The sequence below is a fragment of the Candidatus Symbiopectobacterium sp. NZEC151 genome, assembly GCF_025962655.1.
Taxonomy (GTDB): Bacteria; Pseudomonadota; Gammaproteobacteria; order Enterobacterales; family Enterobacteriaceae; genus Symbiopectobacterium.
The window spans coordinates 566,538-588,424 of the sequence record NZ_JAGFPE010000002.1 but is presented as its reverse complement, the minus strand read 5'-3'; the positions used below and the strand labels follow the sequence as shown (position 1 = coordinate 588,424).

18 protein-coding genes are annotated in these 21,887 nt (G+C 55.6%); 11 read left to right on the top strand and 7 right to left on the bottom strand.

Going from position 1 to position 21,887, the window contains the following annotated elements; translation table 11 throughout:
• Nucleotides 1-7: 7 nt before the first annotated feature.
• The 6 genes from J5067_RS10755 to cysM all read left to right on the top strand — a co-directional run bounded on the left by J5067_RS10755 (nucleotide 8) and on the right by cysM (nucleotide 7,753).
• The gene (locus tag J5067_RS10755) at nucleotides 8-2,824 is read left to right on the top strand and encodes a M16 family metallopeptidase (protein ID WP_264651090.1); all 2,817 of its coding nucleotides are present in this window, start codon (nucleotides 8-10) and stop codon (nucleotides 2,822-2,824) included.
• Complete coding sequence (locus J5067_RS10750; protein ID WP_264651089.1) at nucleotides 2,821-4,485, top strand: ABC transporter ATP-binding protein/permease; 1,665 nt, start codon at nucleotides 2,821-2,823, stop codon at nucleotides 4,483-4,485. Before J5067_RS10755 ends, J5067_RS10750 begins: the two co-directional genes overlap by 4 nt.
• Before the next feature lie 138 nt (nucleotides 4,486-4,623).
• Complete coding sequence (locus tag J5067_RS10745; RefSeq protein WP_264628484.1) at nucleotides 4,624-4,935, top strand: hypothetical protein; 312 nt, start codon at nucleotides 4,624-4,626, stop codon at nucleotides 4,933-4,935.
• 194 nt (nucleotides 4,936-5,129) lie between these two features.
• Nucleotides 5,130-5,732 carry an RpoE-regulated lipoprotein gene (locus J5067_RS10740; protein WP_264651088.1) on the top strand — a complete coding sequence of 201 codons (603 nt, stop codon included), beginning with the start codon at nucleotides 5,130-5,132 and terminating at the stop codon, nucleotides 5,730-5,732.
• 207 nt (nucleotides 5,733-5,939) lie between these two features.
• Nucleotides 5,940-6,839 (top strand): Dyp-type peroxidase, encoded by a 900-nt coding sequence (locus J5067_RS10735; protein ID WP_264651087.1) that lies wholly within the window; start codon nucleotides 5,940-5,942, stop codon nucleotides 6,837-6,839.
• A 32-nt stretch (nucleotides 6,840-6,871) separates the two neighbouring features.
• Nucleotides 6,872-7,753, top strand: coding sequence for a cysteine synthase CysM (gene cysM / locus J5067_RS10730; protein ID WP_264651086.1), 882 nt, complete (start codon nucleotides 6,872-6,874; stop codon nucleotides 7,751-7,753).
• A 2-nt stretch (nucleotides 7,754-7,755) separates the two neighbouring features.
• On the opposite strand, the gene J5067_RS10725 is transcribed toward cysM, so the two are convergent.
• Together J5067_RS10725 and J5067_RS10720 are read right to left on the bottom strand one after the other, a co-directional pair.
• Nucleotides 7,756-9,708 carry a MacB family efflux pump subunit gene (locus J5067_RS10725; RefSeq protein WP_264644244.1) on the bottom strand — a complete coding sequence of 651 codons (1,953 nt, stop codon included), beginning with the start codon at nucleotides 9,706-9,708 and terminating at the stop codon, nucleotides 7,756-7,758.
• Nucleotides 9,709-9,721: 13 nt separating this feature from the next.
• On the bottom strand, nucleotides 9,722-10,924 hold the full coding sequence (locus tag J5067_RS10720) for an efflux RND transporter periplasmic adaptor subunit (protein ID WP_264651085.1): 1,203 nt from the start codon (nucleotides 10,922-10,924) through the stop codon (nucleotides 9,722-9,724).
• A 220-nt stretch (nucleotides 10,925-11,144) separates the two neighbouring features.
• Between J5067_RS10720 and J5067_RS10715 the strand changes: the two genes are divergently transcribed.
• From J5067_RS10715 to J5067_RS10705, 3 genes are all read left to right on the top strand, one after another.
• The gene (locus J5067_RS10715; protein ID WP_264644378.1) at nucleotides 11,145-11,825 is read left to right on the top strand and encodes a response regulator transcription factor; all 681 of its coding nucleotides are present in this window, start codon (nucleotides 11,145-11,147) and stop codon (nucleotides 11,823-11,825) included.
• A complete protein-coding gene (locus J5067_RS10710) occupies nucleotides 11,822-13,240 on the top strand; it encodes an ATP-binding protein (protein WP_264644246.1) in 1,419 nt (472 codons plus the stop codon). Before J5067_RS10715 ends, J5067_RS10710 begins: the two co-directional genes overlap by 4 nt.
• Nucleotides 13,241-13,328: 88 nt before the next feature.
• Entirely contained in the window at nucleotides 13,329-14,423 is a 1,095-nt protein-coding gene (locus J5067_RS10705; protein WP_264651084.1) for a hypothetical protein, read from the top strand.
• Nucleotides 14,424-14,502: 79 nt separating this feature from the next.
• On the opposite strand, the gene crr is transcribed toward J5067_RS10705, so the two are convergent.
• The 5 genes from crr to cysZ all read right to left on the bottom strand — a co-directional run bounded on the left by crr (nucleotide 14,503) and on the right by cysZ (nucleotide 19,359).
• Entirely contained in the window at nucleotides 14,503-15,012 is a 510-nt protein-coding gene (gene crr, locus J5067_RS10700; RefSeq protein WP_196908569.1) for a PTS glucose transporter subunit IIA, read from the bottom strand.
• Between the two features lie 41 nt (nucleotides 15,013-15,053).
• Complete coding sequence (gene ptsI, locus J5067_RS10695) at nucleotides 15,054-16,781, bottom strand: phosphoenolpyruvate-protein phosphotransferase PtsI (protein WP_264651083.1); 1,728 nt, start codon at nucleotides 16,779-16,781, stop codon at nucleotides 15,054-15,056.
• Nucleotides 16,782-16,828: 47 nt separating this feature from the next.
• Nucleotides 16,829-17,086 carry a phosphocarrier protein Hpr gene (gene ptsH / locus J5067_RS10690; protein ID WP_002913505.1) on the bottom strand — a complete coding sequence of 86 codons (258 nt, stop codon included), beginning with the start codon at nucleotides 17,084-17,086 and terminating at the stop codon, nucleotides 16,829-16,831.
• Nucleotides 17,087-17,487: 401 nt separating this feature from the next.
• Nucleotides 17,488-18,456, bottom strand: coding sequence for a cysteine synthase A (gene cysK, locus J5067_RS10685; RefSeq protein WP_264644249.1), 969 nt, complete (start codon nucleotides 18,454-18,456; stop codon nucleotides 17,488-17,490).
• Nucleotides 18,457-18,588: 132 nt separating this feature from the next.
• Nucleotides 18,589-19,359: a sulfate transporter CysZ gene (cysZ, locus tag J5067_RS10680; protein ID WP_264644250.1), complete on the bottom strand. Its 771-nt coding sequence runs from the start codon at nucleotides 19,357-19,359 to the stop codon at nucleotides 18,589-18,591.
• A 256-nt stretch (nucleotides 19,360-19,615) separates the two neighbouring features.
• Between cysZ and zipA the strand changes: the two genes are divergently transcribed.
• The gene (gene zipA, locus J5067_RS10675) at nucleotides 19,616-20,554 is read left to right on the top strand and encodes a cell division protein ZipA (protein WP_264651082.1); all 939 of its coding nucleotides are present in this window, start codon (nucleotides 19,616-19,618) and stop codon (nucleotides 20,552-20,554) included.
• A 69-nt stretch (nucleotides 20,555-20,623) separates the two neighbouring features.
• Nucleotides 20,624-21,880, top strand: a complete 1,257-nt coding sequence (gene yjeH / locus J5067_RS10670; RefSeq protein ID WP_264644252.1) for an L-methionine/branched-chain amino acid transporter — start codon at nucleotides 20,624-20,626, stop codon at nucleotides 21,878-21,880.
• The last annotated feature ends 7 nt before the right edge of the window (nucleotides 21,881-21,887 follow it).

Sequence of the window (21,887 nt, the reverse complement as noted above, 5' to 3'; positions counted from 1 at the left end):
AAAAATAATGAAAAGTACAGTGAGCTATTGGCTGGCGGGCGCGATTTTTTTCAGCGCCGCCCTTTCGGCGGCAGAGATAAAAAGTCCGTTGCCGCACATTACCACCGGCACGTTGCCGAACGGCCTGCACTACACGCTGGTGCCGCTGGAAGGTCAGAAACAGCGCGTCGATATCCGGCTGGCGGTGGAAGCCGGATCGGTGGATGAAACTGATGCGCAATCCGGCGTGGCGCATATGGTTGAGCACATGGTGTTCCGCGCCAGCGACGCGTACCCGAGCGGCGTGGCGAACATGCTGCACCAGAAGGGGTGGATTCGCGCTCAGCATTACAATGCCATGACCAACTATGAACGCACCCAATACATGATGAGCCCGCCCGCTGGCAAGCGCGATCTGCCGCTGGCGCTGGCGGCGTTGAGCCAAATGGTCGGGCACGCCAGCCTGCTGCAAAGCGATCTGGACGATGAGCGCAAAATTATTCTGGAGGAGTGGCGCGGTAAGCTGGGCGTCGCCGAGCGTATGAATCAGCAGCGGGTTCAGGCGATACGCCAGGGGTCGCGCTATCCCGATCGCCCGGTGATCGGTACGCAAGCGACCATCACCACCATGCCCGCCACCCAGTTGCAGGACTTCTATCAGCGCTGGTATCACCCTTCCAATATGCGCCTGATGGTGATTGGCGATATCGTTCCGCAAGAGGTGGTTGCGGAGATCGCCCGCCAGTTTGGCGCGTTGCCTAGCGCGACGCTTCCTACCCGCAACTACTACGAACCGCAGCTGAAAAAACAGCTAAACGTGGTGCGCTTGCAGGACAGCGAGAGCGGTGCCAGCCAGATTGCCTTTGTGTTTCGTCTCAACGATCCGCAGAGTAAAAAGATCGGTGAGGAAGGCATGCGTCACCGCTTGCTGGATCAGCTTGCCACCAACGCGTTGCAGCGTCAATTGCGCCGCCAAAGCGAGCACCTGCCGGACAGCGTGAACAGTCTGGTGGTGCGTAAGTCGGATATTGGCAAAACCACCGTCGCAGTTGGCTTTTTTGCCGATGTGATCCCCGGTGAGCATCAGGCCGCATTGCCGGTGCTGCTGCAAGAGATCGAACGCGTGAAGCGCTATCCGCTTAGCGAGCGCGACATTGTCGAGCTTAAAAACGATATCCGGCAAGCCGCCAATCGCATGGCTGACAATGTGGAATCACGCGAGTTTGCCGATTGGGTTCAGCAACTCTCGGTGGGCTGGCTGCAAAGTAAACCCTATGTCAGCACGCAGCAGATTGGCCGTGATGCCCTGACGCTGCTGCCGACCATCACGCCGCAAGACGTGAATCGTCATTTACAGCGTTGGCTGGATGCGCCGGATACGCTGGTGCAATTCAGCGTGCCTGGCGATGGGCCGTTTACCTTACCGACGGCAACGGCGGTAACCGTTGAGCAGCAAAAGGCCCGAGCGGTTAAGCTTGCGCCTGCGCCACTGCCGTTAGCGAAAATGGTACCGGAACTGCCTGCTGTCACCACAGCGGGTAAACGCACGGCGGTGCAGCATTTCCCGCAGCAGCAGGTGGAGCAATGGCAGCTTGCTAACGGCGATCGCGTGGTGTACCTGCGTACACCGCTGGCGCGCGACAAGTTTTACCTGTCGGCCTACAGCAATGCCGGGTTTATGGCGAAATCGCTCAACCCGTGGCAGGCGCAAATTGCCAGCCAGATTGTGGCGCAGAGTGGTCCTCTGGGCTGGCGTGCGGAGAATTTGCGCGACTGGAAACAAGCGCAAGCGGTGTCGTTCAATGTCAGCCAAAGCGCGGATGAGTTGCAGATTACCGGTCTGGCTACCCTTAAACAGGCGCAGTCGCTGTTCCAGCTTTATCATGCAATGAACACGCAGGCGGGTGTTGACGCCAGCGTTATGAAAGACAGTCTGGCATCGCTGATGCGCCAGCGCGCCAACCGCAGCCAGTCTGCGGGCGATCTGCGTCAGCGGGAAGTGACGCGTCTGCGCTTTGGGCAATCCGCGTATCAGGAACCGACTCAGGCGCAGTTGCGTGGGGTGACCGCGCCGATGTTGCTAAACCAATGGCAACAGACAGTGAGTGCGCCAGTGACCTATTACCTGATGGCGAACGAACCGGCGGAGACGTTCTTGCCGTTGGTGGAACGTTATCTGGCATCATTGCCGCGCACTAGCCAACCTGCCGTCACGCCGCATCTGGCACTGGCTGGCACGCGCGAATCCACCGTGGCATTGAATATCGAGCCGCGCTCAGAAGTGCGGGCCTGGAGTTACACCGAACAACCCTGGACGCCACAGGCGGCAGTACAAGTCAGCATTGCGCGCAATCTGGCAAATAAATATCTGAAAAACAGCCTGCGCGATGAGGCGCTGGGTATTTACCGCATGCGCCTCGACAGCGAGCTGGCAGACAAAGCCCAGCGCATCGAGACCGAGATAAGCTTTACCGCTTCTCCTGAACGGGGCCATGAGCTGTGGCAGCGTGCCGAACAGGTGCTGGCGAACTTGCCGCAGTTGATTACCGCTGAAGATGTTGAACAGCAGCGCCAGCAGTTTATCCGCGCAGAGCAAGGGCGTCATAACGATTTCACCACCCAGCAGCGGCGCTTGATATTGAGCGATCGCCACTATGGCGATCCGCGTTATCTGAGCGAAGTGGCAAACCTTGCACAGGCGGTGATGTTAGACGGGGTGCGCGCGATGGCAGGCAAACTGCTCAATCCGGCTAATCGGGTGCTGCTGCTGTCATTGCCGCGTGAAGACGCGGTAACGCCGGACAGCGCCGCAGACAGCGCGTTGCCAGGAGATGCCGCCCTATGAGCGCATTATGGGAACTGTGCCGCCCGTTCTGGGGCGGATGGCGCAGTTGGCGCGCCTGGTCGCTGCTGGCCGTTGCCGTAGTCATGGGCTTCGGTATTGTCTATCTCAACGTGCAGATCAACGAATGGAGCCGGGTGTTTTACGACACGCTCGGCACCTACGACAGCAGCAAGCTGTTCGGCTTGATGAAAGAGTACAGCGTCTACATCCTGCTCTATATCGGTATTTTTGTGTATCAGGACTGGTTTACCAGCTTGCTGGTGATCCGCTGGCGTAGCGCCTTGACCAAGCAGTTTGTTGATAGCTGGCTGGCACAGCGCACCTTTTATCGCATGTCGTTAACCGGGAAAATCGACAACCCGGATCAGCGTATCGCCGAAGATATCAATCTGTTCACCGATAAGCTGGTCAGCATGGTGGTCGCATTTATCATCAATGCGGGTCGGCTATCGTCGTTTATGGCCATTCTCTGGCAGCTCTCTGGCGTGCAGCGTTTTACCCTGTTTGGCCGTGAGTGGGCGATCTCCGGCTATCTGGTGTGGGTGGTGATTATCTACACCGTACTGGGCACCTTGATTACCCACGTGGTGGGGAAAAAGTTGCACGGCATCAGCTATGCTCGGCAGCGCTCCGAAGCGGATTTTCGTGCCGCGCTGTTGCGCAAGCATGACAATGCGGAGCAGATCGCACTTTATGGCGGCGAAGCGCAGGAAAAAACCTATCTGGCGCGCCATTTTAGCGAGGTCGCCCACAGTTGGCGTCAACTGATGGACGCGAAGCGTAATATGGGCTTCTTCACCTCCGGCTATATGCGTGTCAGCCTGATTGTGCCTATTTTTGCCGCGCTGCCTGCCTTTTTATCGAAAACGGTAACGCTCGGTGGCTTGATGCAGATCCGCAGCGCGTTTGCTCAGGTGCACGGCGCGCTTAGCTGGTTTATTCACATGTACGTGGAGATAACCATCCTCTCCGCCAGCATCCAGCGTTTAATCCAGTTCAAGCAGGAAATTGATCGCCACCAGCCGCAGCAGGCGGCACCGGACGTGGGCGAATGCCTGAGTATCGAGAATCTGTCGTTTGCCACACCGCAGGGTACTCCGCTATTAAACGATGTGGCGCTGCACTGTGCGCCGGGAAGCTGGAGCAAACTTTCCGGGCCCAGTGGATTGGGAAAATCGACGCTGCTGCGTACCTTGAACGGGCTGTGGCCCTACTATCAAGGGCAGTGGCAAGCTCAGGCGGGCCGCTCGCTGCTGTTGCCTCAGAAGAGCTATCTGGGCCAGGGGACGCTGGCGGAGGTGCTGTGTTACCCGCACCCACCGCTTAAGGATATCAGCATAATGCAGCACACCCTGGAGCAGGTTGGCCTCGGTGAGTGGTGCGATCGTTTGACCGAACGGCATAACTGGGATCGCATCTTTTCCGGTGGCGAACAGCAGCGTCTGGCCTTCGCGCGTGCGTTGATCGCTAAACCAGATACGCTCTATCTGGATGAGGCTACCAGCAGTCTCGATCACGCTGCGGCGCGTGCGTTGCTGAGTGAACTCAAACAGACACTGCCGGGTTGTACCGTGATCGCCATTACCCACCAGCGTGAGCTGGACGATTTGTTCCCGCATCACCATGACCTCACGGTGTTTCGCTCGGCGACGGCGGGATAACGCCATCAACCAGAGGGAAGGCCGTTCAGGCCTTCCTTCGAAAGTCATGTCTCGATGGCCGATGTGCAGGCAATTATTCCTTTCTGTGGTGCGTCGCTTCGGTTACGTTATCTGCATCACGTTTGCTGGAGCAGAGAAATGATCGTAAGAACTTGGCACGGATGCGTTCCCGTTGTGCATGCAGCGGGATTTGCCGCACACCTTGATGTCACAGGCATTCAACATTCCCAACGCATACCGGGCAATCTGGGGGCCGCGGTAAAAAGGGTTACGCAAGGCGATTGGGAGCATTTCTTTCTCGCCACCTATTGGCAGGATATTGAGGCAGTAAAAGCGTTTGCGGGCGAAGACTATCATGTCGCCGTCACCTATCCTGACGATGAACAGTTTGGCCTGTTGTCCGATCCTTATGTTTTCCAGCATGAGGTTGAGTCTGCCTTGCCGCTGTAACAAGGCTGCATACACACTGGCGGGCGAGCCTGCCGTGTCGCCAACGCCTCAGGCAACACACTTCCCCTCACCGTGAGAATCAACGATAATCTTGCCCTCTTGTACGGCACTTTTCTCTGGCCTGATACTCAAACTCTCACGCAGACGATCGTGGGGTGGCGCAGGTGCCGCTCACTGTTAAAGGAATTTATGTTATGAGGTTTCGCTCCGTTCAGTTGGTTGTTCCCTGTGTGCTGGCCGCCGCTTTATTGACGGGATGTAGCGCGCTCTCCAACTTTTCCTGGTCCAGCCTGTCGCCGTTCAACTGGTTTGGCAGCAAAATAGAGGTGTCGGATGCCGGCGTTGGCGGACTTAACGGCGGTACACCGCTGGCACAAGAACCGATCAATCAGGCGCTGAACGGTAACTACCGTTTGCGCAGTGGCATGGGCACCACTAACGGCCAGATCACGGCGTTCTATCAGGCGCTGGATGGCAATGATATCAAGCTGGTGATTAGCGGTAAGCCTAAAGCGCAGGTCAATCGCGTTGAAGTGATGGATGCGAATATTGCCAGCGTATGGGGCGTGAAAATTGGGGATGCGTTCAGCGCCCATTACAGCAAGGCCTTCGAGGTCTGCCAGCTTGCTCAAGGGGATGATGCCGGCAGCGTAGAGTGCGTTGAATCGCAGAGCAAGCACGTCAGCTATCTTTACTCTGGCGACTGGAGCGGCCCGGAAGGCTTAATGCCTTCTGATGATATTCTGCAATCCTGGCACGTCAGCAAAATCATCTGGCACGCAACAGCGCGTGGCTGATTTCATCGTCCCGTCCTTTCTTAAATCCCCCCTCTTTGGCTTGGCGCGGTAACGCGCCAACGTTTTAGCGTTTCCCTGTCAGGGTTTATTTTCGTCCTTTGTTTTTGAACAAAGCACATTGCCGTGAATGCGGTATGATGAGCGCCTTAGGCCACGTAGTGCCAAAAAACGATAAAAGCAGATAATTAAAACATGAGGAAGCCAGAAGTGACGCAGATACAGAGCGGAATTTTGCTTGAGCACCGTCGTTTTGCCATTTTTATTGAAGCCATGATTCAGGGCGAGTTTGATGCTATCCGCCAAGGATGCAAAAAGTTTTGCCAGTCGCTGCAAGAGTTGCAGGCGCGTTTTCCCGATGCTGGGCTGGGGGCGACGCTGGCGTTTGGTCATGATGTCTGGCGCGATCTTGATTGCGCACAAGGGGCTGCTGAGTTGAAACCTTTTGCCCCATTGGGCAAAGGGCTGGCACCGGCGACGCAGCGCGATCTGTTGCTGCACATTCAATCTTTGCGTCACGATGTCAATTTCAGCCTGGCTCAGGCGGCATTGGCGGCGTTTGGTTCCGCGATCCGCGTTGAAGAAGAGACGCACGGTTTTCGTTGGGTCGAAGATCGCGATCTGAGCGGGTTTGTCGACGGCACAGAGAACCCGCAGGGCGATGCGCGGCGCGACGTGGCGATTATCGCCGACGAGCAACCGGATGCGGGCGGCAGCTATGTGTTTGTGCAACGCTGGGAGCATAATCTCAAGCAGTTGCAGCGCTTTAGCGTGGAGCAGCAGGAGCAGATGATCGGCCGCACCAAGCAGGACAACGAAGAGATCCCGGCAGAACAGCGTCCGACCACCTCGCACCTGAGCCGGGTTGATCTTAAGGAAGAGGGTAAAGGGCTGAAAATTTTGCGCCAGAGCATGCCTTATGGCACGGCCAGCGGCAAACATGGTCTTTACTTTATTGCCTATTGCGCGCGCTTGCATAATATTGAACAGCAATTACTGAGCATGTTTGGCGATCGCGACGGCAAACGTGACGAGATGCTGCGCTTCACGCGCGCCGTTAGCGGCAGCTATTTCTTCGCCCCTTCGCTGGAAAAACTGCTCGCGTTGTAACATTTTCGTTTTGAGTAGGTAGGGGAGATGCGTTGAGTACGCTGGATAACACAATTGGCAATACGCCGCTCATCAAGCTGCAAAGGCTGACGCAGGATACTGATAGTGAGGTCTGGCTTAAGCTGGAAGGCAACAATCCGGCTGGCTCGGTGAAAGATCGCCCGGTGCGTTTTATGGTGGAGCAGGCCGAACGGCGCGGCGAAATCATCCCCGGCGATCGGCTGATTGAGGCCACCAGCGGCAATACCGGCATTGCACTGGCGATGATTGCTGCGGTGAAAGGGTATCGTCTGCGTCTGTTGATGCCGGAGAACATGAGTCGTGAACGGCAACTGGCGATGCGCGCCTATGGGGCAGAGCTAGTGCTGGTCAGTCTTGAGTGTGGCATGGAAGGCGCACGCGATCTGGCGCGCCAGATGGCAGAATCCGGGGAGGGCAAGGTACTCGACCAGTTCAACAATCCGGATAACGCGCTGGCACATTTTATCACCACGGGACCGGAAATCTGGCAGCAAACGCAAGGCGCGCTCACCCATTTTGTCTCTGCGATGGGCACTACCGGCACGCTCTCTGGCGTCAGCCGCTTCCTGAAACAGCAACGCCCATCCATCTGCACCGTCGGTTTGCAACCGGCGTCGGGAAGTCATATTCCCGGTATTCGCCGTTGGACACCGGGATACGAGCCGGGAATTTTCCAGCCCCAGTATGTTGACCGTGTGATGGATATTACCCAACAACAGGCGGAAACCACGCTGCGGCGCCTGGCGCAGGAAGAAGGTATTTTCTGCGGCGTCAGTTCCGGCGGTGCGGTGGCGGGAGCACTGCGCGTGGCGCAGGAAAATCCCGGCAGCACGATCGTCGCGATTGTCTGCGATCGTGGCGATCGTTACTTGTCCACCGGCGTATTTGGCTAACGCTATTCCCGTTCCAGCGCGTGTATCGGCTCCATGTAAGCGGCGCGCCGGGCGGGGAAGAAGCCAAAAATCACCCCAATCAGGCTGGCGCACAGGAATGCGGCAACAATAGAGGCTGGCGAGTAGATCAACGAGAAGCTGCTGAAGAAGTGGCTGAATGCCGCACCCGCCAGCAGCGACAGCGAAACCCCCAACACGCCACCGAGCAGGCACACCAGCACCGCTTCAATTAAAAACTGTTGCATGATATCGCTGGCGCGCGCGCCCACGGCCATGCGCACGCCAATTTCCCGCGTGCGCTCAGTCACCGACACCAGCATGATGTTCATCACGCCGATACCGCCGACCAGCAGCGAAATAAACGCAATAGCGGAGACCAGCAGCGCCAGCGTGGTGGTGGCTTTCTCAATGGTTTGACGAATGCTGTCGGTGTTGAAAATAAAGAAATCCTTGCTGCCGTGGCGCTGGGTCAAAACCTGGGTAATGCCCTGTTCCGCCACGCTTAAATCCACGTTGTCTTTCACCCTGACGGTGATGCTTCTCAGGTAGGACTGCCCGATCATGCGTTTCATCGCCGTGGTGTAGGGCACCCAGACGTTGAGGTTTTCATCGCTGCCAAAACCGCTGCTGTTTTTTTCCACCACGCCAATAATGCGTACCGGCAGCGAGCCCAGCAGGATCACCTCGCCGATAGGGTTCTCCCCGTTGGGAAACAGTTTTTGCAATGTGTTCTGGTCGATAACCGCTTCCTGTGCCAGATTATCCACGCTGGCGCGCGGGAAAATCATCCCTTGCGCCACGCTGTAGCCGCGCACGGTGAAAAACTGCTCTCCTACACCGTTGGCATTGGCCGTGACGGCAATATTGCCATAGCGTAGCGTGACGCTGGTGGCGACGGACGGCGTCACGCTGTGAACGTAGGGCTGCTGTGCCAGCGGCTCGATATCTGTCGCACGCAGCGTTTGAATGGCGCTTGAGCGTCGGTCACCGAAATCTTCGCCGGGGTAGATCTCCAGCGTACTGGTGCCCATGGCACTGATGTCGGCCAGCACTTGCTGCTGCGAGCCTTTGCCCAGTGCAACCACCGATACCACCGAAGCGATACCGATAATGATACCCAGCATGGTCAAAAAGGTGCGCATGCGCTGAGCGTTCATCGCCAGCAGCGCCATTTTGAAGGCATCGATAAAACGATCGCGCGCTTGCAGCAGCCGTGAGGCGGGCCTGGCACTGGCGTTCTCTTGCGGCACAGTCTCAGCAGGAGGCGTTGCACTGGCTGAATCCGCGATCACTTCGCCATCGCGTAACTCAATAATACGTCCGGCGTGGCGCGCGATCTGCATGTCGTGGGTCACGATGATGATGGTGTGCCCCTGCGCGTTCAGATCTTTCAAAATGGCCAGCACTTCGTTACCGCTGTGCGTGTCCAGCGCGCCCGTTGGCTCATCCGCGAGGATCACCTGGCCGCCATTCATCAGCGCGCGCGCGATACTGACGCGCTGTTGTTGCCCGCCGGAAAGTTGGCTGGGGCGATAGTTCAGGCGTTCACCCAGTCCGAGGCGGTGCAGCAGTGCCGCTGCGCGCTGCTGGCGCGAGGTACGGTCGCGCCCGGCATAGATGGCGGGGACTTCGACATTGCCCTGTGCGGAAAGATCGCCCAACAAATGGTAGCGCTGAAAGATAAACCCGAAATACTCCCGACGCAGTGCGGCCAGGCTGTCGCTGTCGAGCGTCGCTACCGCTTGCCCGTTAACCCGGTATTCCCCGTCGGAGGCTTTATCCAGACAGCCGAGAATATTCATCAATGTCGACTTACCGGAGCCGGAGGCCCCAACGATAGCGACCATCTCGCCCGCATGAATCGTCAGGTTTATCGCTTTCAGCACGTTGACCGTTTGGTCTCCGTTGGTAAAACGGCGTGAGATTCCCGATAGCGTCAATAAAGGTTGAGTCATTCGTTAGCTCCCATTACATCGGCGGCGGGCCGGGGTGGCGCGCCGTTGATGATGAAGAACCCGGTTGCTGGCTGATGATCACCTGTTCACCTGCGCTGACGCCAGTGAGTAATTGGGTATGCACGTTGTCGTTAATGCCAACGGTCACGTCGCGCGATTCACGTTGCCCTTGTGCATTAACCACTTGCACCACCGTTTTGCCATTGAGCTGCTGTACCGCCGTGGCGGGCACCACCAGCGCGTTTTTCACCGCGGCGCGCAGAATATACACCTGCGCCGTCATCGAGATACGCAGCGTGCCTTCCGGGTTATCGACATCAAACAGGCCGTTGTAATAAATCGCCTTGGACGTTGAAGAACTGCTACTGCTGCTGGAACTGCTCGATGAACTGGTGGTCTCGTCGTTGATGGAGTCCGGTGCCGGTTCGATAGCGCGCAGCGTGGCCTGATAGCGCTTGCTAGGCTGACCCAGAATGGTGAACCAGACCGGCATGCCGACTTTTACGTTGACCACATCGGCTTCGGAAATCTGCGCTTTCACCGTCATGGTGTTCAGGTTCGCCACTTTGGCGATGGTGGGGGTGGTTTGCGCCGCGTTGACGGTCTGCCCCGCTTCCACGGGAATGGCGACAATGGTGCCATCCATCGGGGCAGTAATTTGGGTATAGCCCAGATTGACCTTGGCGGTGCTGGTGGCGATCTCCGCCTGTGCGATTTGTGCATCGAGGGCGGCAATATCAGCGGTGGTGGCATCCAGCGTGGCCTTGGCGCTGTCATAATCGGCCTGAGCACCCACGCCTCGTTGCATTAGCATTTGCTGACGCTGCCAACTAAGCTGATTGTTGCGCAGCGTAGCCTGCTTGGCAGCGCGCTGCGCCTGAATGTTTTTCAGGGCGGCATCGCTGTCTTTCAGCGTATTCTGCTGCGTTAAATCATCAATTTCCGCCAGCAACTGCCCCTTGGTCACCTTGTCGCCCAGTGCAATATGCAACGCTTTAATTTGCCCTGACACCTGAGCACCGACGCTGACCTGTTTGAGCGCTTCAATGGTGCCATCCGCCAGGACAGTCTGCTCAATATCTCGGGTTTCCACGGGGGCGGTAATGTAGTTCACCGGTGGCGGGGCGGCGAAAAAGTGCTTATAGCTGAAATAAAGAACAACGATGGCAGCCAGTACCAGTAGCGATGTACGTAATGACAAAAAACGAGCAGGCATGAGCAGTTGAATATCCTTATCGAGTGTTGACGTCTTAACCGGGTATCGACGTCTGACTGGGTGATGCTAACCGCGTAGAGCAAAGCCGTTACTTTACCCTGACTCTCTGACCCGATCTCGCCTATTTAGTGCTATGGAAGGTAAGAATTCAGTAAAGATGGCTGCGAAAAGGCGCATTAAACGCGAAAATAGCCGCCAGAACCGCCAAGGGGAGCAAGGTATGAAGCTGTTGCTGGTTGATGATGATGTGGAGTTGGGCAACCTGCTCTGTGAGTATCTCAGCGCTGAGGGATTTGCCGCATCGCGCGTGTTGACAGGGAAAGAGGGCGTTGAAAGCGCGCTGTCAGGAAATTACACCGCCATGATTCTGGACGTGATGTTGCCGGACATGAGCGGTATTGATGTGTTACGCCAAGTGCGCAAGGCGAGCCGGTTGCCGATTATCATGTTGACGGCCAAGGGGGACAACATTGACCGGGTAATTGGTCTGGAAATGGGGGCTGATGATTATATGCCGAAGCCTTGTTTCCCCCGTGAGTTGGTGGCGCGTCTGCGTGCGGTGCTACGCCGTTATGACGAACGCCCGGAAAAGCAGGAAAGTGAAGGGGCGGCGGCGTTAGGCGAACTGGTGTTGAACCCCGCTACGCGCACCAGTGAATGGAAAGGACGTCCCTTTGATTTAACCGCCTCCGAATTCAATTTGCTGGAACTGCTGGTGCGCGCGTGCGAGCGCGTGGTCTCCAAGGATGAGCTGTCGGAAAAATGTCTGGGACGGCAGCGTGAAGCCTACGATCGCAGCGTCGATGTGCATATCAGCAACATTCGGCAAAAGCTAGCCGACCTGCCGGGCAGCACCATGACCATTGAAACCGTGCGCAGCGTAGGATATCGGATTCGTTGATGATGCAGGGACGCTTGTTCTGGAAAATTCTGTTTGGCTTCTGGCTGACGTTTTTACTGATATCGCAACTGCTGTGGTTGGGGTTCACGCTGTATGACGGCGGGCACCGTGCACCGCCGGAAGAGGCGATGATCCAGCGCTTGATATCGTTACAATTGTCGATGGCGCAATCGGCGTTGCAACAGGGCGGGCAGCCCGCGCTGGAGGCACTGGAAGCCCAGTGGCCGCCACAGGAACGCGGTTTTCTGCGTGTGTCTACCACGCCAATGGAGGCCGATAAATGGGCTCAGCCACCTGCGCCGTGGCGTGAACCGCCTGCCAGAGAGGTTCCGCCTCCCGCTGGCCCCAGGCCGCACGAGGATGAGCAAAACCATCGGAGCGATCGGCATATGCCGCTTGTCAACGTGGTCAATGGGCCCAATGGCGAGCGCTACTGGGTCTCTTTTGACGCCCAGCGTTTACGCGATGAAACTTACGCGCCGCGTCCGATGTTGATACTCAATATTCCCGAGCCGTTGGTGTGGGTTGCGGGGCTAGGTGGCCTGCTGTTCAGTGGGGTATTGGCCTGGAACCTGACCCGGCCGCTCAATCGCCTGCGCGCCAGTTTTGACCGTGTGTCACAGGGCGATTTATCCATTCGCCTGTTGCCGGACATGAAACGACGCCACGATGAGTTGAGCGACGTGGCGCGGGATTTTGATGCCATGGTCGAGCGGCTGGAGGTGTTGGTGAGTTCCCGCGAACAACTGCTGCATGATGTGTCACATGAGTTACGTTCCCCTCTGGCACGTTTACAGCTGGCCATCGGGTTGGCGCACCAAAACCGCGCTAATATTGACACTTCGTTGCAGCGCATTGAAGGTGAAGCGGCGCGCATGGACAAAATGATCGGCGAACTGCTGACGCTATCACGGGCCGAGCATCAGGTGGTCGATGAGTCTTACTTCGATTTGTACGGATTGGTTGATGCGGTGGTAAACGATGCGCGCTATGAGGCGCAAGTACCGGGCGTCACCATTCTGCTGGAGGCGGACACCGAGCAGGATCACACGGTAAAAGGGAATGCCGAGCTGATGCGGCGCGCGTTGGACAATATCGTGCGCAACGCGCTGCGTTTTTCAACCCGTGAGCAGACGGTGCAGGTAGACCTGCGCGGCACCGAGCGCGAGTGGCTGCTTTGTGTCACCGATCAGGGCCCGGGGGTGGAGAAAAATAAGCTATCCAGCATCTTTGATCCTTTTATTCGTATCGAATCGCCGCAGTCCGGCAAAGGCTATGGATTAGGGCTGGCGATTGCCCGCAAAGTGGTGATGGCGCACGGGGGGCATATTGAGGCAGATAACGGCCCTCACGGGGGATTGACCGTGCGTATCTTTATTCCTCGTTGGCAAGAGACCGCATCGCAAAGTCATTGATTAGCGCGTTTTATTAACGGCAACCTGGTGTATTTGTCCGAAACTTACTTTTCGGTGGATACGCCACTCCCGTTTCAGGATGCCCCAGATGCTTTCGGATTATCTCTGCCCTATCAATAATGCGTCTTTTCGCTTTCCTTCCAACGTCTCTTTTGGCTATAGGCTGGCAGCGCAGCCGCTACGACTCTTGCAAGAGGTTATCGTCGTCAGCAACGATGGCGCAGAGCCCACGGTGCCGTCTGCCCGTTGTGCTTTGCCTGCCTTGTCAGTACTGGCGGCCAATGCCTGCGTAAGTCGCATTACTCAGGTTAACCCGTTTTCTCAACCTGAAGATATTGTGCCGGTGGCGCGCTTCATCGGGGATAACCGGGAACGTCCCCTCGCCGTGCAACACGCGTTGCGTCAGGCGTTTTATCAACGCTGGAAATCCCTTTCTCTTGGCAGGCATGACTGGTTGGCAGAGGCGGTTTCACTAGAGCGCGTATTGGCGGGGCAATCATGCAAGACAGTGGCCGAGGCGCATGGCATTCCTGACCGTAGCGTACTCATGCATCGACTGAATATGCTGGCGGTTGATGGTGAGGCTGGCGCGCGGGTCTATGCCGGCGAATGCTGTTATGCCGTGGCGGAGAACTACGGGATTGAATCTGACAGTTTCGCTTTCAACGCATTGCAAAAGTGCGCAGTGATGGGACGGGCAGGGGAACGGGTGCGCAACGGTGAGTCATGCCTGCAAGTGGCAGAGGATCATGGCATTTGCATGCTGTATGAGTCGATGGATATGTTAGAGATGATCGCCGTAAACGCCTGTGCCGGAGAACGGGTACGTAATGGTGAGTCCTGCCGATTGGTCGCCAGAGAACACGGCATCAGTCCTTTATTTTCGGCGATGTGTGCGCTGGAGAACATTGCGGTGAAGACGGTCGCCGGGGCGCGAGTGCGGCAGGGAGAACCCTGCTATCGGGTGGCGTGGGAGCAGGGTATTCATCACTGCCACAGTGCGATGCATTTTCTGGAGATGATCGCGGTTGATACTTTTGGCGCTCAGCGGGTGCGAAACGGGGAATGCTGCGCATTAGTGGCCCAGTCGCTGGGGATTTCGTTGGTCGGGGATGCGGTAAAGGTATTAGCAGCCCTCGAAATGGCCTCTGTCGGTGCGGCAAAGCGCCCGCGTTTACGGTAAATAGGGTGGCAATAAATAGAAAACCCACAGTCAACGTACTGACCGTGGGCTGGTATGAGGTGCTGTACTCAGAAAAGCGTTACTTCTTGATACGGATAACCGGTGTTTCACCGACAACAACGGTGCCGCTCAACTTGGTCAGCTCTTTGATTTCGTCCATGTTGGAGATAACCACCGGCGTCAACGTCGATTTGGCCTTTTCTTCCAACAGCGCCAGATCGAATTCAATGACCAGATCGCCTTTCTTCACGTGTTGGCCTTCTTCCGCGATGCGTTTAAAGCCTTCGCCTTTCAGCTCAACGGTATCAATGCCGAAGTGGACGAACAGCTCAATTCCGCTGTCGGATTCGATAGAGAATGCATGGTTAGTTTCAAAAATCTTGCCGATGGTGCCATCAACCGGCGCCACCATCTTGTTGCCAGTCGGTTTAATGGCAATACCGTCCCCGACAATTTTTTCAGCAAAAACAACGTCAGGAACGTCTTCGATATTGACGATTTCACCAGACAGCGGTGCAATGATTTCAATGCTGCCAGTATCTTTTTTGTCATCAGATACCAGAGATTTCAGTTTATCGAACAAACCCATGATCTTCTCCTAATCATTAATATTGGGTCAGCATAGCAGAATCAGCAGAGCGTTTTTTCTTTGATGAATCGGCTCACTACATCGCTCAGTTCTTGCGCTGTGGGCTGGGAGAGCGCTTGTTCTGCCAACGCTTTGGCATCGTCGTAATTTGCATTACGAATGATCTTCTTGATGCCAGGAATTGAGATTGCACTCATGCTGAATTCATCCAAACCCATACCCAATAATAGCAGTGTAGCACGTTCGTCACCAGCGAGCTCGCCGCACATCCCCGTCCATTTGCCTTCGGCATGAGATGCGTCAATGACTTGCTTGATCAAACGCAATACCGCTGGCGACATCGGGTTATAGAGATGAGAGATAAGCTCATTACCGCGATCAACTGCCAGAGTATACTGGGTTAAGTCATTTGTCCCAATACTAAAAAAGTCCACTTCTTTCGCCAGATGGTTGGCAATGGCGGCCGCAGCCGGTGTTTCAACCATTACGCCCACCTCGATGCTCTCATCGAAGGCCTTCCCTTCCGCTCTCAACTGCGATTTCAGCAGTTCCAGTTCGGCTTTCAGCGCACGCACTTCTTCCACGGAAATGATCATCGGGAACATGATACGCAGCTTGCCAAACACCGATGCGCGTAAAATAGCGCGCAGCTGTGCGTGAAGAATTTCTTTACGATCGAGACAGATACGAATTGCACGCCAGCCAAGGAACGGGTTCTCTTCCTTCGGCAGGTTCATGTAAGGCAGATCTTTGTCGCCGCCGATATCCATGGTGCGCACGATAACCGCCTGCGCCCCCACGGCTTCCGCCACGGCCTTGTAGGCCTGGAACTGCTCTTCTTCTGTCGGGAACGCATCGCGGTCCATAAACAGGAATTCGGTGCGGTACAAGCCAACACCTTCTGCGCCGTTGCGCTCGGCACCGGCAACGTCACGCACGGTACCGATGTTGGCGCACACTTCTACCTGGTGCCCGTCGAGCGTGATGGCAGGCAAATCCTTCAGTTTTGCCAACGCATCTTTTTCAGCGTAGTACTGTGCTTCCAGCGCTTTCAACTGTTCGATAACGTCCGGCGTCGGGTTCTGATAAATCTTGTTGTTCACGCCATCCAGAATCAGATAATCGCCGTTTTTCACCTGTTTCGTGGCATCAGAGGTGCCGACAATCGCGGGCAGCTCCAGAGAACGCGCCATGATGGAGGTGTGGGAGGTCCGGCCGCCGAGATCGGTAATAAAACCCAGCACCTTGTCCAGGTTCAACTGTGCGGTTTCTGATGGCGTCAAATCGGTGGCGATCAGGATAGACTCTTCCTGAATATCGCCAAGATCGATAATCGGCATACCGAGAATGTTTCTCAGCAGGCGTTTACCGATATCGCGCATGTCGGCAGCGCGCTCTTTCAGGTATTCATCGTCCAGTTCTTCCAACGCTTTCGCCTGATTCTCAATAACCGAGTAGGCTGCCGCATCGGCAGAGTGATGGTCCTTTTTGATCAGGGCTATGATTTCCTGCTCGAACTCTTCATCTTCAAGCAGCATGATGTGCCCTTCGAAGATGGCTTCTTTCTCAGCGCCCAGGGTTGCACCTGCTTTGGTCTTGACAGCTTCCAACTGTGCGGAAGCCTTGGACCGGCCACTCAGAAAACGTTCGATTTCTTGTTCAACGTCTTCAGCAGTAATTTTCTTCCGGCTGATGACGATTTCGTCTTCCTTCAATAACAGTGCGTTACCGAAAGCAAAACCGGGTGATACTAATATGCCTGAAATCATAACCCTACCTTCACTCGAAACTGATGTTCACACGAAAAGCCTGCCGATTACTCAAGTTCGGCCATCAGCTTAACCAGATGTTCAACGGCTTTTTGCTCGTCTTCACCTTCTGCGGAAAGGGTAACGACAGTGCCTTGCGTCAGGCCAAGGGTCTGAAGCTTAAATAAACTTTTTGCGCTGGCGCTTTTTCCGTTGGAGGTAACGGTAATTTCGCTGGTAAACCCTTTGGCTTCTTTAACAAACTGAGCCGCAGGACGGGTGTGCAGGCCATTCGGAGCGGTAATAGTAACTTCTTGCTGGAACATTCTGTTTTCCCCAACTATGGTTTGGATTCGTGTTGTGGAACTAAAGTTTAGTGTATTTACCCAACTTTAGTCTGTTAGGTCAGCCCCATTTATGTTACGGGGTCGCCTTTGATGCGGCAAGGTTCAGACGAAACGCCTTCCTTGAATATATACGCCAAATAGCACCGCATTCCAGCCCAGTGTCCGATAACGTTGCTGCCACTGTGTTAAAAAACGGGGGCATTGCCATCAGCAGGAACAGGGTACGATGTTACGGTTATTAATTTCGCGCATCAAAATAATTGTTCGGTTAAATACTAAACCTGGACCAAAAAAGCAATCATTGATGGGTATAAACTTTGAACCCGACCACAAAAAAAGCACCTGTGAAGGTGCTTTTATGCCGTCAATGTAACGAAGGATTACTGCTGCAATTCTTGTTCTGTGAACAGATCGGCAAACAGCGCAGTACTGAGATAACGCTCACCGGAGGAGGGCAGAATCACCACGATGGTTTTGCCTTCAAACGCGGGTTCTTTCAGCAAATTCAGCGCGGCAGCCACGGCAGCACCGGAAGAGATCCCGGCCAGGATACCTTCTTCTTCCATTAGGCGACGCGCGGTTGATATAGCTTCTTCGTTAGAAACGCGCTCAACGCGATCCACCAGAGACAGATCGAGGTTACCGGGAATGAAACCGGCGCCGATCCCTTGGATCTTGTGCGGGCCAGGCTTGATTTCTTCCCCTGCCAACGCTTGCGTGATCACCGGAGAATCAACGGGTTCAACCGCCACGGTGGTAATAGCTTTGCCTTTGGTATTCTTGATAAAACGGCTGACGCCGGTCAACGTACCGCCGGTACCAACACCGGAGATAAACACGTCCACTTCACCATCGGTGTCTTCCCAGATTTCCGGGCCGGTGGTTTTTTCATGAATTTCAGGGTTAGCCGGGTTGCTGAACTGTTGCAGCAACAGGAAACGGTTCGGGTCGCTGGCAACAATCTCTTCTGCCTTGGCGATGGCCCCTTTCATGCCTTTCGCGCCTTCGGTCAGTACCAGTTTGGCACCCAGCGCTTTCAACAGTTTGCGCCGCTCAATGCTCATGGTTTCTGGCATGGTCAGGGTCAATTTGTACCCGCGGGCCGCAGCAACGTAGGCCAGAGCAATACCGGTGTTACCGCTTGTCGGTTCGACCAGTTCAACGCCAGGTTTCAATATGCCGCGTTTTTCCGCATCCCAAATCAGGTTCGCGCCGATACGGCATTTAACGCTGAAACTGGGGTTGCGCGATTCCACTTTTGCCAGAATTCGTCCATTACCGATACGGTTCAGGCGAACCAGCGGCGAGTGGCCGATGGTGTAGGAGTTATCTTCATAGATTTTGCTCATGGCCAGTCCTTATAACTGTATGAAATTTTTACCAACAAGATAGAGCATACTCACTCCTCCCTTTCAGGGAAGGAAAGAATTGCTATATCGTTATGTTCTTAAGAAATATCTTTTCATTACAGTCGGAAAAAACTACCGCGTTCCCGCAGATACCGAAAGATGACGATACCTGTCTACCCACAATGCGGTTGCACCGCAGACGGCGACGGGCATCACCACCAAATTCAGGAACGGCACCAGCGTGAACACACTGACCAGCGCGCCGAACTGCAAGTTATTGAGTTTATGACGTCGTAACGCTTCGCGCATGGCGGGAAAGCTGATTTTGTGATTGTCGAAGGGATAATCGCAATACTGAATGGCCAACATCCACGCGCTGAACCCGAACCACAGCAGCGGTGCCACGGTTTGCCCGATGCCGGGAATAAGATACAGCAACAACAGCACGATGGCGCGCGGCAGGTAATAGGCGAGCTTCTGCACTTCGCGCTTCATGATACGCGGGATATCTTTAACCATGCCCATTACGCCGCTATCCGGCAGGGCCTTTCCGGTCAGCCGCGCCTCAAGTTGCTCGGCCAGCAGTCCGTTAAACGGTGCCGCGATAAAATTGGCAATGGTGCTGAAAAAATAGCCAAATACCAACAGGATAGAAATGACGGCGAGCGGCCATAGCAGGTAGCTTAACCATTGCAGCCACTCCGGCACATGGCCCATCAGCCGGGCAATCCATTCTCCCATGCGGGAAAACAGCCACCAAAAGGCACCGCCCATCAACAGCACGTTGAGCAGCAGGGGAATGATGACAAAGCGCCGTATACCCGGCAGCGACATCAGTTGCCAACCTTGTGCAAAATAGTAAATGCCTGAACGCGGTGGCGTAGCGGGGGACGGGGTTACCATGACATCCTGTTCCTCAGTGTTGGGGTGATCCGGATCTTTGATGCGATCGGGATAGTTTGTGTGATCTGCATCATATCGGGATGATTTTCTGCTGACCAGTGACCCTTTGGACGAAAAAAAAGCAAAAAAGTGCGCCCGGTATATCTTTATTCCTATAAAATACTGTGCAGGCTTGCACTTGTGTACGCAGGCAAATAGAGTTAGGGGTACGAAAAAGTTGCCGCGGTGGCAATAAATTGAATTAACTGGGATAGCAATGATGCAGGACTTGCGTCTGATATTAATCGTTGTGGGCGCGATCGCTATAATTGCGCTACTGCTTCACGGCTTGTGGACGAGCCGTAAAGAGCGCTCGTCCCTTTTTCGTGACCGTCCGGTGAAACGCCTTAAGCAAAAGCAGAAGCGAGAAGATGCTGCGCCGCTTGAGGAGCTTGATGAAGGGGTCGGCGAAGTCAGAGTCACGCGAACTCGTGCAGAGGAAGAACCGGCATTGGGAACGTTCAGTGAGCCTGCACCGCCATCTGCATCCTCATCGCCTTTCGCTTCCGCGGCCGAACACGTTCGTACCGATTACGATCCGTTGTTAGGGGCGACCACCGCGCCACGCTCGGCGCCTGAGGTGCACGCCGACCGCGTTGCACAGGACGATCGCGCTGCGCCTTTGCACCCAGCCCCGGTAGCGCCTGCACCGCACGTTGACGTGCAGGCCGCAGAGCAAGACGCGTCCGAACGGGATACTGACCAACCGCACGTGCAAAATGCGAGCAGTACAGCGCAAGAAACGGTGCTGGTGCTGCACGTCGCTGCTCATCAGGGCAGTATCATTGGCGGTGAAGTGCTGCTGCAAAGCGTGTTGCAGGCAGGGTTCCAGTTCGGTGAAATGAATATTTTCCATCGCCATGTTAATCCTGCGGGCGCAGGGCCGGTGCTGTTCAGCCTGGCCAACATGGTGAAACCCGGCTCATTCAGTATCGACGATATGGCCGAGTTCTCCACGCCGGGTGTCTCCATTTTCATGATGGTGCCTTCCTACGGTGACGCGAGCCAGAACTTCAAACTGATGCTGCAATCTGCACAGCGCATTGCCGATGACGTTGGCGGCGTGGTGCTGGATGATGAGCGCCGTTTAATGACGCCGCAGAAAGTTGAAGCCTACAAGGGCCGTATTCGTGATGTGCTGCGGACTCATGGATAAACGTGATGGTGTAACCGCAAAGCCTCCTACGTGGAGGCTTTGTTTTTTCAGGGGATAGGGTGAGTTGACGTGGCGAGTAGCAATGGGTTAAAGCAGGATCTGGGGGTGATTCAGGGAGTGGGGCTGCTTTCCACTTCGCTACTGGGTACCGGTGTGTTTGCGGTGCCCGCCATTGTGGCGCAACTGTCGGGTAACGACAGCCTGTGGGCCTGGCCGCTGCTGATTGTGTTGGTGTTTCCGATTGCCATTGGCTTTGCCGCGTTAGGACAGCATTTTCCGAATGCCGGTGGGGCGGCTCACTTTGTCAACCTGGCGTTTGGTCCACGTCTGGCCCGCGTGACGCGCTGGCTGTTTCTTTCCGTGATCCCACTGGGGTTGCCTGCTGCGCTGCAAATTGCCGCTGAATTTTGGGCGCCGTTTATCGGCCACAGCAGGATGGGCATATTGGCGGTGCAACTGTTGACGCTGGTCGCCATTTGGCTGCTTGGGTCACGCAGCGCGGGCTCAAGTGCTTCCATTCAAACGTTGATTGCCGTGCTGGTGGTGCTGCTGGTCGCCGCCATTTGGTGGGGCGGAGAGATCAATCCCACGCATATCGCCTGGCCTGCACTGAGTGCTGTCTCTTGGCCGAACACCTTTGATTCACTCGCCGTGATGTTTTGGTGTTTTGTCGGGCTGGAAGCGTTTGCTCACCTTTCCACCGAGTTTCGCAATCCCGAGCGTGATTTCCCACGCGCGTTGATGATCGGCATGCTGATTGCTGGCATCGTCTATTGGGGCTGTACCGTGGCGATTTTGCAGTTGAATGTCTATGGCAGTGATATCCCCCCGACCTCGCTGCTGTTGAGTATTGTCGCGGACCTGTTTGCCAGCCAGTGGATCTATTGGGCCGCCTGCCTCGTCGGTTATCTGGCGTGCTTTGCCAGCGTGAACATATACACCCAAGGCTTTGCGCGACTGGTGTGGTCGCAGGCAGCGCCGGGGAGTCGTTTGGGGAGGCTTTCGCGAGCCCAGGTGCCACTCAGTGCGCTGTCGGCGGTGGTGCTGTGTAGCATGGTCTGTTGTCTGCTGATTTACTGGCTATCTTTGCCTTTAGCGACGCTGATCGTTTATGCCAATGGCATTTTTGTTCTGGTTTATCTGCTGTGCATGCTGGCTGGGTGCCGGTTGTTGAAAGGTCGGGCCCGCCTGATGGCGGTTATCGGCAGTGTATTGTGCTGCGCACTGTTGGTGATGGTGGGGGCTAAATCGCTCTATGCGTTGATTATGTTCGCTGTGTTGTGGTGGGGTTTACCGCGTAAGTCACAGCAACTGGCAGCAGAATAACCGCACC

What these genes read in the sequence shown, in the direction of transcription:
- J5067_RS10755 (WP_264651090.1), top strand. Translation starts at nt 8, where the DNA reads ATGAAAAGTACAGTGAGCTATTGGCTGGCGGGCGCGATTTTTTTCAGC.
- J5067_RS10750 (WP_264651089.1), top strand. Translation starts at nt 2,821, where the DNA reads ATGAGCGCATTATGGGAACTGTGCCGCCCGTTCTGGGGCGGATGGCGC.
- J5067_RS10745 (WP_264628484.1), top strand. Translation starts at nt 4,624, where the DNA reads ATGATCGTAAGAACTTGGCACGGATGCGTTCCCGTTGTGCATGCAGCG.
- J5067_RS10740 (WP_264651088.1), top strand. Translation starts at nt 5,130, where the DNA reads ATGAGGTTTCGCTCCGTTCAGTTGGTTGTTCCCTGTGTGCTGGCCGCC.
- J5067_RS10725 (WP_264644244.1), bottom strand. Translation starts at nt 9,708, where the DNA reads ATGACTCAACCTTTATTGACGCTATCGGGAATCTCACGCCGTTTTACC.
- J5067_RS10720 (WP_264651085.1), bottom strand. Translation starts at nt 10,924, where the DNA reads ATGCCTGCTCGTTTTTTGTCATTACGTACATCGCTACTGGTACTGGCT.
- J5067_RS10715 (WP_264644378.1), top strand. Translation starts at nt 11,145, where the DNA reads ATGAAGCTGTTGCTGGTTGATGATGATGTGGAGTTGGGCAACCTGCTC.
- J5067_RS10705 (WP_264651084.1), top strand. Translation starts at nt 13,329, where the DNA reads ATGCTTTCGGATTATCTCTGCCCTATCAATAATGCGTCTTTTCGCTTT.
- crr (WP_196908569.1), bottom strand. Translation starts at nt 15,012, where the DNA reads ATGGGTTTGTTCGATAAACTGAAATCTCTGGTATCTGATGACAAAAAA.
- ptsI (WP_264651083.1), bottom strand. Translation starts at nt 16,781, where the DNA reads ATGATTTCAGGCATATTAGTATCACCCGGTTTTGCTTTCGGTAACGCA.
- ptsH (WP_002913505.1), bottom strand. Translation starts at nt 17,086, where the DNA reads ATGTTCCAGCAAGAAGTTACTATTACCGCTCCGAATGGCCTGCACACC.
- cysK (WP_264644249.1), bottom strand. Translation starts at nt 18,456, where the DNA reads ATGAGCAAAATCTATGAAGATAACTCCTACACCATCGGCCACTCGCCG.
- cysZ (WP_264644250.1), bottom strand. Translation starts at nt 19,359, where the DNA reads ATGGTAACCCCGTCCCCCGCTACGCCACCGCGTTCAGGCATTTACTAT.
- zipA (WP_264651082.1), top strand. Translation starts at nt 19,616, where the DNA reads ATGATGCAGGACTTGCGTCTGATATTAATCGTTGTGGGCGCGATCGCT.